This is a genomic window from Rhodopila sp. (assembly GCF_965277165.1).
Taxonomy (GTDB): Bacteria; Pseudomonadota; Alphaproteobacteria; order Acetobacterales; family Acetobacteraceae; genus Rhodopila.
Window position 1 is genome coordinate 349,259 of record NZ_CBDICE010000005.1, and the last position, 13,678, is coordinate 362,936.

Sequence of the window (13,678 nt, forward strand, 5' to 3'; positions counted from 1 at the left end):
TCGGGGCTGGTCATTTCGGCGCCACGACGACACCCCAGGGCAGCCGGCCGACCGGGATCGATTTCACGACACGCAACGCCGCGACGTCGATGACCGAAACGTCGTTGGACAAGCCGTTGGTGCTCAGCAGGTATTTGCCGTCCGGTGTGAATGCCATCTGCCAGACGCGCTGTCCCACCAGCAGATACTTCTTCACCTTGTAGGTCTTGGTATCGACCACCGCGATCCGGTTTGCCGGGCCGAGTGCTACGAAAGCCGTGGCATCGTCCGGCGTAAAGCGGATGCCGACCGGCTGAATCCCCTCCGCCCGCAACCCCTGAACGCTGAACCTGATGATTCGTGTGACGACGTGCTTTTGCGGATCGATCACACTGACCATGCCGCCCTGTTCCGAGGACACCCAGACCTCCGACCCATCGTGCTTGAATTGGGCGATGCGCGGGCGGGCGCCGACCAGCACGCTTGCTACCATCTTGCGGGTGGCGACGTCAAAGAAATGCGCCATGTTCGTCGTTTCGGAAGTGTTCACGAACGTCTTGCCATCGGGGCTGACGGCTATGCCTTCCGGCTCGACCCCGGTTGGAATCTGGGCAAGCATCTTGCGCGTCGCCACATCGATGACGGTGACCAGATTGTCATCCTCGTTCGAAACGAAAAGCGGGTTCCCCGAGACGTGCAATGCGAAGGTTTCCGGATCCGGACCCGATGGCAGATCGCCGACCACGCGCAGGCTCTTAGGATCGACGATCTGAATTGTATTATCATCGCTTGCACAGATCAGGATTTCGCCGCCGTCCTTGGTCATCGTGATGCCGCGCGGGCGCTGCCCAACCGGGACGGTCTTCACCGTCTTCATCTGACCGAGATCGATCACGCTCATGGTGTCGTCGCGCTCATTCGTTACGTAGGCAAGATAGGCTCTGGCCGGCATTGCTCCCAGCGGCAGAAGCGTGAGCACGATCAGCGCGAGCCGGCCCGGGATCATAGCTTGCACCTTGTTTCCGGACGGTCGAAGCCCAGCGTATCAAGCTCGGTCACTTGATGCAGGAAGCCGGGTTGCGGCGATACCGACACAACCGACCGTCCATCATCCAGCAGGATCGGCTGGCGCAACTGCAGGTCCCAGTCGCGCAGTGTGAGTTCCTGCCCCTTATAGGCCGCAATGCCGAAATTGGGCCCTTTCATGTATTGCATGATCTTGGTCGGATCGGTGGACCCGGTGCGGCTGGCAGCCTCGCCGATCATCCGGCACGCGGTCCAGGCCTGCATGTCGAGTGGCGTCATCCGCCGATGCATCGCCCGCATGAAGCGATCCTGAAGCTGGGCACCGCCCCAGGACTCGCTGCTTGGGCTCCAGGACACCGGGCGCAATCCGGCTGATCCGACAACAGGACGAGGGTCCCAGGTGCGGAACGGCAGGTAGCCCGCAAACACTTCGTTCTCATCAGCGGTCACCAGCACATCGTAGTCGGGCAGCCCTTGAGTGAAGACCGGCATTTGCTGTTGCGTCTGCACCACCCCCGAATCGGTTTGCCGCGCGCCGCCGGTGTCCTTGAACTGCAACTCCTTCACGATGCGCGCACCAAATCGTTTGGCTGAACGCCGGTAGTCATCCGCCAGCAGTCCATCGTCGGGGTGGGAGCCATAGGCCAGAACCCAGCGAGCCCATCTCTTCCAGACCAGATATTGCGCTATCGCATCGGCCAGCATGGCTCGTGACGGCGCCACATGAATCACATTGCTACGACAGGATTCCTGCCGCAGCGCATCATCCGGCGCGGCGATGTTGAAGAGCGTGACGCCTTTGGCCAAGGCGGGCGCCGCCATGGCAAGTAGTTGCTGCGACGGAACATCAGTCAGGGCGAGGACGATTCCTGATGCCGCCACCTTGCCGACCGCCCCACCCGGATCATCACCGGCGCTTACCGGGGCATCGCTCAAGACAAATTGCTGATTGATGAAGTGGCCGGTGGTATTGTTGTCACTAGTAGCAAGCCGAGCACCGGCCAGGCCATTGTCCGGTGCCGGCTTGTCTAGCAAGGAGATCGTTGGTCGCCGCTCAGTCCAGCGGAGATAACCGACTTCGACGGATGCGCCTTCGGCCGGCGACTCGGGTGCCATTGCCGCCAGCGTCGTCCCGGCCGCGGTTGTGATCAGCGCCCGTCGACCGAGTCCGTCACCTGGTGACGGTTTTGAACGTTCCATTCAGGCAGTATGCGGAACCCTTCTGGCCGCATCAACATGACTGCCGCCAAATCGCGCCTCCGACAGGGGATTTCATGATGAAGAATCTGCCATGTGCCTTGTTCATCGTCGCGTGCTGTACCGCAACAGCAGCCATGGCGAAGCAGCCTTCGCCCACCGCGGTGTTTAGTTTCGGCTTCGATGACACCAGCCCGCAGGATCCGCAGGCCGCCGACAGCAAACGTCTGGCCGCGCTGAACATCGAATTGCGGGACATGCTGGTTCAATCGCACTGCTGCTCGATCGTCGATCTCGGGCCGGTGGCGACGCAGGCTCATAGCGTGGACATGCGCACCTGCAATGGCTGTGACGTCGATCTGGCACGCAAGGTCGGAGCAAGGATCTCGGTGATCGGCTGGGTCCAAAAGGTGTCGAACCTGATCCTCAATATCAACCTGGTGGCGCGCGATGTCTCCACCGGTCAGGTGATCGAGGCAGGCAGCGTGGACATCCGCGGCAATACGGACGAAACATGGTCGCGTGGCCTATCCTACTTGTTACGCAACCGGCTGCACCCATCCGCATGGTTGAAATCATGACGCCTTGGCGAGAACGTTAATGAACCTGGTCGACCTTATCGTGCTCGCATGCACGCTGGCGAATCCGAGCGCGTGCCACGAATACCATGTCTTGTTTCAAAGCTCGGGTTCGCTGCAAAGCTGCATGACGCAGGCGCAGCCGTATCTGGCGCAGTGGGCCGGCGAACATCCGGCCTATCAGATCAGGCGCTGGCGGTGTGCCTGGCCGGACCAAGAAGGCGGGAAGATTTGATCGGTGGGCGCTGACAACGCGCCGGCCTATACTGGAACGACTTGCCGCAAGCTGCGCGCAAAGCGAGGTATTTTGATAGGCAAATGTCTTTTCGCCATCGTGGTCGGCGCATGCTTGGCTGCTCCGGCGCACGCCCAGGACGCAGCGGCCGGCGAGAAGGATTTCGTCGTCTGCCGAGCCTGCCATCAGGTTGGGCCGGGCGCCAAAAACGCGGTTGGTCCGGTTCTGAACGGCGTCGTCGGACGGAAGGCGGGCACTTACCCGGACTTTGACTATTCGTCCGCCAACAAGGACTCCGGTATTATCTGGACACCCCAGGCGCTTGATAAGTATCTGACCAGTCCTCAAACGGTTGTTCCGCACACCAAGATGATATTTCCTGGTCTCAGGGACGCGCAAAAGCGCAAGGATGTCATATCTTTTTTGCAACAGTTCAATGAGGATGGTACGACTAAGAAGTAATACCCCGCCGGCGGATCCGGCGTTGGACCAACGGGAGACCCGCTCATGCAAACGCGCGCTGCTGTGGCACGCCAGGCCGGCCAAGCCCTCAGCCTGGAAACCGTGGAACTCGAAGGCCCCCGCGACGGCGAGGTTCTAGTCGAAATAAAGGCCACCGGTATCTGTCACACCGATGAATTTACCCTGTCGGGTGCCGATCCCGAGGGGATTTTTCCGGCCATCCTCGGCCATGAGGGCGCCGGCATCGTGGTAGAGGTCGGCCCCGGCGTGACATCCTTAAAAAAGGGTGACCACGTCATTCCGCTCTACACGCCGGAATGCCGGCAATGCGAATACTGCCTGTCGCGCAAGACCAATCTCTGCGTCGCGATCCGGGCCACGCAGGGCAAGGGGCTGATGCCGGACGGCACCAGCCGGTTTTCCGCCGACGGCGCGCCGATCATGCACTACATGGGCACTTCCACCTTCTCCAATTTCACGGTGCTGCCCGAGATCGCGCTAGCGAAGATCCGCAACGACGCTCCGTTCGAGAAGGTCTGCTACATCGGCTGTGGTGTCACCACCGGGATCGGCGCGGTCATCAACACCGCCAAGGTGGAACCGGGCGCGCGTGTCGTGGTGTTCGGCCTCGGCGGCATCGGCCTCAACGTGCTTCAGGGTGCCAGACTAGCCGGTGCCGAAATGATCGTCGGGGTCGACCTCAATCCCCGGAGGCGGGAAATCGCCGAGAAGTTCGGCATGACCCATTTCGTCAATCCCAGCGAGGTGCAGGGCGATCTGGTGCCGTATCTGGTGGACCTGACCAAAGGCGGCGCCGATTACACGTTCGAATGCATCGGCAACACCAAGGTGATGCGACAGGCGCTGGAATCCGCTCATCGCGGTTGGGGAAAGTCGATCATCATCGGCGTGGCCGCCAGCGGGCAGGAAATCGCTACCCGTCCATTCCAGCTTGTTACGGGGCGGGTATGGATGGGCACCGCGTTCGGCGGCGCGCGCGGTCGCACCGACGTGCCGCGGATTGTCGACTGGTATATGGATGGCAAGATCAATATCGACGATCTGATCACCCATGTTCTGCCGTTCGACAAGATCAATGACGGCTTCGACCTGATGCGACGTGGCGAGAGCATCCGCACCGTCGTGACCTATTAAGCGAGGCCGAGCGACCGCTCGACCTCGGCCGCCCTGACTGTCAGTGGGGCTGCAGCCCCGCCGTCTTGGCTGCGTGCGTTGCGATGGCGTCCATCAACGCCGGCGACAAGCAGTCGTACGGCTCCAGCCCAACGTCCTTCAGCCGACCACGAACGCTGGCCATTCTTTCCGGCGCCACGCCAGCCTCGATCACCGACGACACAAATGCCGCGAACTCCGGCGGTGGCCAGCCTGACTCCTGGAACAATTCCGGGTGGATGAAGTCAAAGCCATAAAACGGATGGTTCTTGTTCTCGATCCGGCCATACATGTGGACGCCGCAACCCCTGCAGGCGTGCCGCTGAATAGCCGCCGAGGCATCGACAACCTCCAGCTTGCCTTCGTTCTGGGTGACCTGAACCTTGTCCCGCGGAACCGCTGCCACGAGGGAGAAATCCGTTCCGGCCGGCTTCCAGCACTTGGTGCATCCGCACACATGATTATACGCTATCGAGCCGTCTATTTTGATCTTTACCGGATCCTGTGTGCATTTGCAGATCAACGTTCCACCGTTGAAACTGGCGGTGCCAGGCTTTAGCCCGGAATCCACAACTGGGTGGATGTGAATCGCCTCGGACATGCTCTCATCCCTTTCATTATTTGACTGCCAAGCCGTTCAGGCGGCAATAGCGCGGCCCGAAACAAGATGCGCTAAGTCCTTCGGCCGGCACTAAAGTACTATCGACAATCCCGGGTAACGTCAAAGAACTCCCGATGATGCTCCGGTCAGGCAGCCCGAGGCCCACGCACCAGCCGCCCCGGCAACGCACCGGTCGGCTCGCCCGCCCGATAGACCACCTCCCCAGACACCACCGTCGCGTCGAAGCCATCGGTCCGCTGCACCAGGCGCTTGCCGCCGGCAGGCAGGTCGTAGACAACTTCAGGGCTGCGCAGCACCAGCCGGTCGTAGTCGATCACGTTGACATCCGCCTTCATACCCACTCGCAGCAATCCACGATCGTTCAAACCGATCGCCGTGGCGTTGTCGTGACTGAGCCTTTTCACCGCCCAGGCGACCGGAAACAACTCGCCACGGCCGCGTTCGCGGGTCCAGTGCGTCAGGGTATAGCTGGTCGCGGTCGCGTCGCACATGATCCCGACATGCGCGCCACCATCGCCCAACCCGAGCAGAGTATCCGGATGGGCAATCATCGTCCGTACCACATCCAGATTGCCCGCCGCATAGTTGGTCACCGGAAGATAAAGTATTGCCTTGCCGTCACGCTGCATCAGCAGGTCATAGGCAACCTCGTCAGGCGACCGGCCTTCGCGCGCCGCGAGGGCGGCGACACTGTTATCCGGCGGCGGTTCGTAGTCTGGCGGGTCGCCCAGTGGGAACATAGTGTTCCACCCGCCACGCCGTCCGATCGGTGCGTCTTCCGCCAGCAGCGCCGCCCGAAACGCCGGATCCCGCAGCCGCTGCATCCGCTCGGGAAAATTGAGTTTGGCGATCGTCTTATACGATGGCCTGCTCATGAACGGGTTCTGCGACAACTCGAAGCCCAGCAGCACGCTGGTCGGCCGCGACCGCACCTGACCGGTGATGCGCAACCCGTCCGCGTTCGCCGCTTCGATCTGATCCAGCAACTCGCGCCATCCGGCCGGCCTCGAGTCCGACTGCAGCAGCGTCAATGTCACCGGCCGCCCGGATTCCTCCGCCAGCCGACGGAACAGCCCGAACTCCTGGTCCTGATCTTCGAAATCCGAAACGATCTGCAGCCAGCCCGCACTGGCCCGGCGCATGGCATGGGCAATCGCGGTCAGCTCCGCCTGCTCGGCACGCAGCGTGGGGATGTGCTTCCCGTCCAGCGTCCGGTGATTGAGCGTGCGCGAGGTGGAGAACCCAAGCGCCCCGGCGCGGATGCCCTGTTCGGCCAACTCGGCCATCCGGCCACGGTCCTGTTCGGTAGCCAGTTCCCGGTCAGCGCCGCGTTGCCCCATCACGTAGACCCGTAGCGCCGCATGTGGCACCTGCGTGGCAATATCGACATCATATCGCCGCCGGTCCAGCACATCGAGAAACTCAGGGAACGTATTCCAGCTCCAGGGCAGGCCCTCGGTCAGCACAACCTCGGGAATGTCCTCGACGCCTTCCATCAGCTTGACCAGCATCTCGCGCTGACCCGGATGGCAAGGTGCGAAGCCGACGCCGCAATTGCCCATCAGGACAGTGGTCACACCATTCCATGACGACGGAGAAAGCTGCGAACTCCAGGTCACCTGGGCGTCGTAATGAGTATGCACATCGACAAAGCCAGGCGTGACCAGCCGGTCCCGCGCATCAATCTCCTGCCCGCCTCGCGGAAGCGACTTGCCGATTGCGCTGATCCGTCCGTCGGTAACCGCGACATCAGCCTGCAGCGGATCGCGTCCGGACCCGTCGATGACCGTGCCGTTGCGGATGACCAGGGTCGCGGGCATGGCTTTCTCCTCCGATCCCGAAGCCTATCGACGGCCGCATCGGCGGGCAAGCAAGACGGTCACAGCTAACGTCACAGGCCGCCGAAGCAATTATGTTATTATTAAGAAATAATTAGACCACGGGACGACCCGCCAACACCCAACGCTCGCCGTATTTGGCGCTTGACGTTCGGGCCGGCTTTCATCTTTGTGTGCGCCGACGACGGGCACCAGCCCGCTTTGCAATACGCCGTGCGATAACAAATACTTGAACCGAGGTTCATCTGTCCGGTCGCGCTGACATTGTCGATGTCGATGTCGATCCACTGGCTGAGCGGTCGCGCCGGCGAAACACCCTGCTGCGCATCGGCCTGCCGCTATGCGGGGTAGGCCTCATCATCGGCTTCCTGCTCGGCATTGCCGTCTATGCCGATAACGCCAACCGCGCCGGCGTGCTGGGCCTGTCAAGCACGCTGCTGCGCAGCACGCAGGAGCGAATCTCGCTGCAGGTGTCCGCCTATCTCGAACCCGCCGCGCACGCCACGCTGCTCGCCCACACCATGCTCGGGCGCGGCGGCGCAACGCAGCATGACAAAGAGGCATACGCCTTCGCCGCCTCGGTGCTGACCGAGACGCCACAGATCGCCAATGTGCTGTTCGCCGACGGCGCGGGAAACTTCATGCTGGTGACACGGGCCGCCAACGGCCAGCCTGGCGCCACCGATACCAAACGCATCCTGGTGTCGGCCTCCGGCAGAACCGTCGAATGGGTCACCCGCGACAAAAGCGGCGCTGTCACCGCCCGCCGCGAGGATCCAAAGGACGATTACGATGCCCGGACCCGGTCCTGGTTTACTGGCGCGCGAGCCTCCGCCGACGTGTTCTGGAGCGGGGTCTATATCTTCTTCTCGGAACGAGCGCCCGGCGTCACGGCCGCGGTACACGGTCCCGGCCCCGATCCCGATGTGATCGGCGTCGATATTCGACTGGACGCCATCTCCCGCTTCCTCGGCGGGCTTTCGATCGGACAGACCGGTCGAGCCTACATTGCCACACGCGACGGCGAGATGATCGCCGGGCCTGATTCGAAGCGCATCCTGCAAACCGTCGACGGAAAACTTGCACCAGCCCGGATCGGGCAGGTTGGTGATCCCGACCTGACTGCCAGTTGGGATCATTTCCGTGCCCAGGGCCCGGGCAACCGCGTCATCGATGTCAACCAACGCCGGCTGATCTCCATCGTCACCCCGCTCGCCAACAACGGCCAGGACTGGCTGCTGTTCATCACCGTGCCGGAGTCCGAATTCAGCGGTTTCGTCACCGCCAACACCCGCCGTGCCGCGCTATTGTCGCTGGTCGTGGTCGCACTGGCTGCCGGCTTAGGGGTGCTGCTGGTGCGCCAGGGATTGCGCGCCGACCGGTCCGCCAGGGTAGTCGCCGAACGATCCGCCGCGGTCGAGCAGCAAAGCGCCGCCTTCGCCCGGCTGTCCGCCGAGGCAGGCATGTTCGACCCCGACGGCACCCCGCCCAAGGCGTTGACCGAGACCTTGGCCGAAGCCACCGGCGCCAAAAGAGCCGCGGTGTGGCGATGTTCCGGCCAGGGCCAGGCCCTGCGCTGCGACGACAGCTTCGAACCCGCGACCGGAGGCCATGTCGGCGGCCTCGAACTATCACGCCAGGAGATGCCGGCGCTGTTCGATGCAATGGCGGAAGACGAAACCATAGACGCACCCGATGCCAGGCGAGACCGGCGCACCGCGGCACTACATGGCTCCCTGATGGCCCCCTTCGGCAGTAATGCCCTGTTAGCCGTGCCGGTTACCCGGGCAGGACGAGCGATCGGCCTGGTGACGCTGGAAGACGCACGCCGGGACCCTGCCGCCCGCGATTTTGCCCGTGCCTGCGCCACTCTGGTGGCCCTGGCCACCCCTGACAGAATACCGGAAGCCGGAACCGCCCCGCAGACCTCGGCGGCGGCCGAAGCCGAACCCGTGGCGGACGAACGTGGCCTCGATCCGGCGCTCGCTGCCTACAGCGCCGCCGACGAAACCCACCCGCAGGCGATGGTGCTGGTGCTGACACTGCCCGACGCCACGGCCCCGCTGGCGCATCAGGTCGCCTGCTCGGCGCAGTCCATCGCCGCCGCCCATGAAATCCCTTACGTCAAGATGCTAGGCACCACGATCGTCGCCGCCGCCGGCTTTGCCACCCAATCACCCGCCGGACTGGCCGAAGCCGCATCGAGGATGGCCGACGTCGCTATCGCGCTGCGCGAACGCTGCGCCGAACTGTTCGATTCCGACGGCGGACTGGCCGCGTTCGGCCTCGGTCTGGATGTCGGGTCCGTCGTCGGCGCCACCCTCGGCTATACACCCGGCGTGTTCAATCTGTGGGGCGAGACGGTGCAAGCCGCCGGCGCGCTGGCCGCTTCGGCTCCCGCTGAGTCCATTCAGGCCAGTGAGCCCGCCTACCTTTTGCTGCGTCAGGGCTTTTTGTTCCGCCCGCGCGGCCTGTTCTATCGTCCCCATACCGGCGATTCACGCAGCTTCGTCCTGGCCGGCCGCGCATGAGTATGCTCTCTGTCGTCGGCGCCGAGACCCGCAAGCGCTCGTCCTACGTGCTGCAGCTCGCTTCCCTGTTCTGGGGCGTGATCCGCGAAATCGCATGGCCATCCACCTGGCGACGGACCTTGCGCGCCGTGTTCCGAACCACCCTGACCCAGACCGTCGCCGGCTCCCTCGGAACCATTGCAGTCACCGCGCTGATCGTCGGTCTGGGCCTGGTGTTCGAGGCGATCTATTGGCTGCGCACCGCTGGGCAACAGGAACAGATCGGCCGCATCCTGGTCGTCGTGCTGTTCCGCGAGATCACCCCGCTGCTGGTCGGCATCATCCTGCTGGGCCGCGCCGGCACAGCGGCGACCGCCGAACTCGGCATGCTGACAGCCGACGGAGAGATCGCGATACTGCGCGCCGAGGGAGTGGACATCTTCGATTTCATGGTGCTGCCGCGCGCCGTTGCGTTCGCTCTGGGGTCATTCACGCTGGGAGTGATGTTCGTGCTGGTGGCATTGATCAGCGGCTTCGTCACCGGCAGCTTCGCCGGCGTGGTCAATACCTCGATCTTCGGCTTTCTGGACAATGTGCTGCGCGCCATGACACTGGGTGACATGGTGATCTTCCCAGCCAAGCTGTTGCTGATCGGGCTGGTCGTGGCGCTGAGTTCCTGCGTCACCGGGCTCGGCGCGCAAGAAGCCGATACACCGTCTAGCCTGCTGCCCCGCGGCTTTACCAGAGGCGTCACCGGCATCCTGACGGTGAGCCTCGTACTGAGCGCCACGATTTGACCCCACCGCCCACCCTGGCTCTGCAGGCGGCGCGCGGTTCGGGCGAACGAATGCCCCTCGCCGCGCTCAACCTGACCCTTTTAGCCGGAGACTTCGCGCTGATCGAGGTCATGGGATCGCGACGTGGCGCGGCGTTCGCCGATCTGTGCTGTGGTCTGGCGCCGCTCGCGTCCGGCGGCGCGCATTTCCTCGGCCGGGACTGGCATGCCATCCCACGCCATCATGCCGACGCGTTGCGAGGCCATATCGGTCGGCTGTTTCATGTGCCGATGCGCCAGGACACGCCCGACGTCGCCACCCGCGTGCTGCTGGCACGGCTGCACCACACCCGCGTCCCGGAGGCCACGTTGCGCGCCGAGGCCACCAGACTGGCGCTGCGCTTCGGCCTGCCCGGTCTGCCTGCCGGCCCGGCTCGTCGCTTGACCGACCCGGATCTGCTGCGCGCGGCCTGCGTGCGCGCCTTCATTGGGCAGCCGCGTCTGGTGATCCTGGAACTGCCGGGGACCACGCAGCAGGACGACCTTGTGCCGGCCCTGCTGGAAGCCGGCACCGAGGCGCGCGGCCAGGGCGTGGCGGTGATCTGGCTGGCGGGTGCCGGCCCGGTGCTGCGCGACCGCTCGATCCGCCCCACCCACCGCCTGCGTCTGAACGACACCGGGCTGGCGCCTATGCGAACCTTGGCGCGCGCGGCATGAGGATCCTGCGCAATACCGACGAATGGATCGGTCTGCTGGTGCTGCTGAGCATCGGCGTTTTCGTCGCCGCCGTCCTGCACGCCGGCCTGCTGAGCGATTGGTTCCGCCCCACAGAAACCTTGCGTGTCATATTGCCCGAGACCGGCAGCCAGGGTCTGTCCTCGGGCGCCGATGTCCAGGTGCTGGGCACCAAGGTTGGCACCGTGCGCCGCGTCGTGGTCGACCCCAGTACCCGCATGTATGCCGAGGTCGAGCTGGACCAGCAGGCGACGGCATTCATCCGGCGCGACAGCCACGCCTTGGTGAAGAAGCAGTTCGGCGTGGCGGGCGCGGCCTATCTGGACATCACCCGCGGCACCGGAGCGCCGCTCGACTGGAAGTACGCGGTGATCGACGCGGTGACGGAACGCGACCCGACCGAGAACATCGGCGCAATGATCGACCAGGTTAAGGCGAAGGTATTTCCGATTCTGGACGACGCCGCCAAGACCATGCACGCCTTGGCCGATACCACGCAGAGCATAGCCGAGGGCCACGGTGACGTCGGGCGATTGCTGAAGAACGAGGATCTGGCGAACCAGTTGACCCAGACCCTGGCAAACCTGAAGACCGCGACCAACCGACTGAATGCCTCATTGGCCGACGTCAATTCAGTGACTGCCACGGCCAGCGGCCCACAGGGCGTCCCAGCGCTGCTGCGCCGCGCCGACGCCTCGCTTGCCTCGGTGCAGAAGGCGACCCACGATTTGGCCAACGCCACGCCGAGACTGCCGGCGATTACCCGCGACGTCGGCACCAGCACCGCCAATCTGCCGGCGCTGCTGACCCAGACGCAGACGACGATGGTGGAACTGGAAAAGCTCACGGACCAATTGCGCCATACCTGGCCGCTTTCCGGTTCGGCCAAACCCGAACCACGCCGCCTGTCGCCGGAACAAGTAAGACCATGAAGCGGCTGACGCTCGTTCTGCTGCTGCTGGCTGGTTGTTCATCCACCCCCAAGAGCAAACCCCAGGATCCGACGTTGTCGCGGTTGGATCATGCTGGCGATATCGCCTTCGACCTGGAGCAGCCGGATCAAGCCGTGACGCAATTCCGTGCGGCGCTGGCGCGGGCTCACACCGCCGACAACGCGTCGGCGATCGCCGATGCCGGCTTCAACCTTGCGACCGCCGAGCTGCGTGCCGGACGGCCGCACGACGCACTGCGAACCGCACAGGAATTAACCGCGGGACTGGCAAGACGCGGCATCGTCGATCCGGATTTCGAGTTGATTTCAGCGACCGCGCTGTTTCGCCTTGACAACTTGCCGGCATCCGCCCGAGCAGCCAATAGATTGACCGCAGCCAAGAGTCCCGCGCTGACCAATGCGGCCTGGTTTCTGCTCGGTCTGATCGCTGACCAGCGACACGATCGAACCGGTCTTGAAAAGGCCATCGCGTCGATGACCCCGGCGGCTGATCCAGGTGACCTGGCTGAACTCCAGGCCAGGCTTGCCCACAGCGCGCCGCTGGCACTGCATGCAGCCGATTTGCGCCGAACCCAATTGGACTACCGGGGGATGGCGCGCGCGCTGGCGCTGGCAGCACAGTACTCCGCCAACGCCCGGAATGCGACGGATCTGTATCTCCGCGCCGGTCGCAGCGCCGCCGGCCAGGGCGATGCCGCCAATGCCAAAGCCTGGCTTGGCAGCGCACGAGGGCTGGCTCCGGATACCGCCCTTCGTACCGATGCGGAGCATGCGTTGCATGACCTGTCCAGTCGCCCCGCGCACGGATCCAACTAGGCGCGCGGCTCCATCCGGCAGACGCCCCGGAGACAAGCCGGCCGCAACGTTAGCCGGCTATGATGAACGTAGGAGGCCCAGACCTTACCGATAAACCAGCGCGCTCGGCGAAAGTCCCATCGCCGTGACCGTTGCCGGGGTCAGTTGCCCACTCGGTTCCAGTCCACGGTTGCGTTGGAACTGACCGACCGCGTTCTGCGTGCCTTCTCCCCAGACCCCGTCGACGCCGCCCGTGTAGAAGCCCAGGCTGCGCAGCCGCTCTTGAACCGCTCGCACCGAACCCGGCCGCAGTGTGTCCGCCGGGGGCGGCGCCGGAGCCGCAGCGGCCGCGGGCTGCGCACCCAGCAATGTCTGCGGATCAAGCCCGAGCGTCGCCACCGTCGCCTGGTTCAACTGGCCCGTCACTTGAAGCTGATGACTGGCCTGAAATTGCTGCAGCGCCACGACGCTGTCCGATCCCCATACCCCGTCGACCGCGCCGCTATAGGCTCCGGCCTGGCGCAAGTGCTGTTGAACGGCCTGCACCCCGGCGGGCGACACCGGCTGGACATAGGCCAACGGCGGGATGGTCTGGCCGGAAGCCAACGGGGCGAACGAGGCGGCCAGAACCGCGCCCGCGGCAAGTATCGCAAAAGGTTTCATGTTGCACACCCAGTACTGTCCGCGATGAAACGCCGCCGCCGGCGCAGCCGTTTCATTGTCGGCATACGCCGTCGATCAGCTTTTGGTTAGCACAGGTTTTCCCGGCACGGCGCATGATCCCAAGCAACGAGGTGGGTC

Annotated in this window: 14 protein-coding genes; 9 read left to right on the forward strand and 5 right to left on the reverse strand. The window is 64.0% G+C overall.

All coding sequences use genetic code 11. The annotated features are described in order from the left end of the window. Positions 1-10: 10 nt before the first annotated feature. Positions 11-985, reverse strand: coding sequence for a PQQ-dependent catabolism-associated beta-propeller protein (locus ACQY4Y_RS02150; protein ID WP_428488918.1), 975 nt, complete (start codon positions 983-985; stop codon positions 11-13). Then, entirely contained in the window at positions 982-2,205 is a 1,224-nt protein-coding gene (locus tag ACQY4Y_RS02155; protein ID WP_428488919.1) for an ABC transporter substrate-binding protein, read from the reverse strand. The genes ACQY4Y_RS02150 and ACQY4Y_RS02155 overlap by 4 nt, the downstream gene beginning before the upstream one ends. Positions 2,206-2,282: 77 nt before the next feature. Between ACQY4Y_RS02155 and ACQY4Y_RS02160 the strand changes: the two genes are divergently transcribed. From ACQY4Y_RS02160 to ACQY4Y_RS02175, 4 genes are read left to right on the forward strand one after another with little or no spacing between them, the layout of a single operon-like run. Further along, on the forward strand, positions 2,283-2,783 hold the full coding sequence (locus ACQY4Y_RS02160) for a DUF3280 domain-containing protein (RefSeq protein WP_428488920.1): 501 nt from the start codon (positions 2,283-2,285) through the stop codon (positions 2,781-2,783). A 19-nt stretch (positions 2,784-2,802) separates the two neighbouring features. Continuing rightward, on the forward strand, positions 2,803-3,015 hold the full coding sequence (locus tag ACQY4Y_RS02165; protein ID WP_428488921.1) for a hypothetical protein: 213 nt from the start codon (positions 2,803-2,805) through the stop codon (positions 3,013-3,015). A 3-nt stretch (positions 3,016-3,018) separates the two neighbouring features. After that, positions 3,019-3,477, forward strand: coding sequence for a c-type cytochrome (locus ACQY4Y_RS02170; RefSeq protein ID WP_428488922.1), 459 nt, complete (start codon positions 3,019-3,021; stop codon positions 3,475-3,477). Between the two features lie 45 nt (positions 3,478-3,522). Beyond that, positions 3,523-4,632, forward strand: coding sequence for an S-(hydroxymethyl)glutathione dehydrogenase/class III alcohol dehydrogenase (locus ACQY4Y_RS02175; RefSeq protein WP_428488923.1), 1,110 nt, complete (start codon positions 3,523-3,525; stop codon positions 4,630-4,632). 40 nt (positions 4,633-4,672) lie between these two features. On the opposite strand, the gene gfa is transcribed toward ACQY4Y_RS02175, so the two are convergent. Together gfa and ACQY4Y_RS02185 are read right to left on the reverse strand one after the other, a co-directional pair. Continuing rightward, a complete protein-coding gene (gfa, locus tag ACQY4Y_RS02180; protein ID WP_428488924.1) occupies positions 4,673-5,251 on the reverse strand; it encodes an S-(hydroxymethyl)glutathione synthase in 579 nt (192 codons plus the stop codon). A 146-nt stretch (positions 5,252-5,397) separates the two neighbouring features. Continuing rightward, positions 5,398-7,092 (reverse strand): N-acyl-D-amino-acid deacylase family protein, encoded by a 1,695-nt coding sequence (locus ACQY4Y_RS02185; protein ID WP_428488925.1) that lies wholly within the window; start codon positions 7,090-7,092, stop codon positions 5,398-5,400. A 431-nt stretch (positions 7,093-7,523) separates the two neighbouring features. On the opposite strand from ACQY4Y_RS02185, the gene ACQY4Y_RS02190 reads away from it, so the two are divergent. From ACQY4Y_RS02190 to ACQY4Y_RS02210, 5 genes are read left to right on the forward strand one after another with little or no spacing between them, the layout of a single operon-like run. Next, complete coding sequence (locus ACQY4Y_RS02190; protein WP_428488926.1) at positions 7,524-9,641, forward strand: GAF domain-containing protein; 2,118 nt, start codon at positions 7,524-7,526, stop codon at positions 9,639-9,641. After that, positions 9,638-10,417: an MlaE family ABC transporter permease gene (locus ACQY4Y_RS02195; RefSeq protein WP_428488927.1), complete on the forward strand. Its 780-nt coding sequence runs from the start codon at positions 9,638-9,640 to the stop codon at positions 10,415-10,417. The genes ACQY4Y_RS02190 and ACQY4Y_RS02195 overlap by 4 nt, the downstream gene beginning before the upstream one ends. Continuing rightward, positions 10,414-11,112, forward strand: a complete 699-nt coding sequence (locus ACQY4Y_RS02200) for an ABC transporter ATP-binding protein (protein WP_428488928.1) — start codon at positions 10,414-10,416, stop codon at positions 11,110-11,112. Before ACQY4Y_RS02195 ends, ACQY4Y_RS02200 begins: the two co-directional genes overlap by 4 nt. Then, positions 11,109-12,062: an MlaD family protein gene (locus ACQY4Y_RS02205; RefSeq protein WP_428488929.1), complete on the forward strand. Its 954-nt coding sequence runs from the start codon at positions 11,109-11,111 to the stop codon at positions 12,060-12,062. The genes ACQY4Y_RS02200 and ACQY4Y_RS02205 overlap by 4 nt, the downstream gene beginning before the upstream one ends. Beyond that, a complete protein-coding gene (locus ACQY4Y_RS02210; protein WP_428488930.1) occupies positions 12,059-12,898 on the forward strand; it encodes a hypothetical protein in 840 nt (279 codons plus the stop codon). The genes ACQY4Y_RS02205 and ACQY4Y_RS02210 overlap by 4 nt, the downstream gene beginning before the upstream one ends. 84 nt (positions 12,899-12,982) lie before the next feature. On the opposite strand, the gene ACQY4Y_RS02215 is transcribed toward ACQY4Y_RS02210, so the two are convergent. Then, positions 12,983-13,540: a peptidoglycan-binding domain-containing protein gene (locus ACQY4Y_RS02215; RefSeq protein ID WP_428488931.1), complete on the reverse strand. Its 558-nt coding sequence runs from the start codon at positions 13,538-13,540 to the stop codon at positions 12,983-12,985. Positions 13,541-13,678 lie beyond the last annotated feature (138 nt).

Coding starts and splice junctions, on each gene's coding strand:
- ACQY4Y_RS02205 (WP_428488929.1), top strand. CDS start 11,109: ATGAGGATCCTGCGCAATACCGACGAATGGATCGGTCTGCTGGTGCTG.
- gfa (WP_428488924.1), bottom strand. CDS start 5,251: ATGTCCGAGGCGATTCACATCCACCCAGTTGTGGATTCCGGGCTAAAG.
- ACQY4Y_RS02195 (WP_428488927.1), top strand. CDS start 9,638: ATGAGTATGCTCTCTGTCGTCGGCGCCGAGACCCGCAAGCGCTCGTCC.
- ACQY4Y_RS02160 (WP_428488920.1), top strand. CDS start 2,283: ATGAAGAATCTGCCATGTGCCTTGTTCATCGTCGCGTGCTGTACCGCA.
- ACQY4Y_RS02185 (WP_428488925.1), bottom strand. CDS start 7,092: ATGCCCGCGACCCTGGTCATCCGCAACGGCACGGTCATCGACGGGTCC.
- ACQY4Y_RS02175 (WP_428488923.1), top strand. CDS start 3,523: ATGCAAACGCGCGCTGCTGTGGCACGCCAGGCCGGCCAAGCCCTCAGC.
- ACQY4Y_RS02215 (WP_428488931.1), bottom strand. CDS start 13,540: ATGAAACCTTTTGCGATACTTGCCGCGGGCGCGGTTCTGGCCGCCTCG.
- ACQY4Y_RS02155 (WP_428488919.1), bottom strand. CDS start 2,205: ATGGAACGTTCAAAACCGTCACCAGGTGACGGACTCGGTCGACGGGCG.
- ACQY4Y_RS02165 (WP_428488921.1), top strand. CDS start 2,803: ATGAACCTGGTCGACCTTATCGTGCTCGCATGCACGCTGGCGAATCCG.
- ACQY4Y_RS02210 (WP_428488930.1), top strand. CDS start 12,059: ATGAAGCGGCTGACGCTCGTTCTGCTGCTGCTGGCTGGTTGTTCATCC.
- ACQY4Y_RS02150 (WP_428488918.1), bottom strand. CDS start 985: ATGATCCCGGGCCGGCTCGCGCTGATCGTGCTCACGCTTCTGCCGCTG.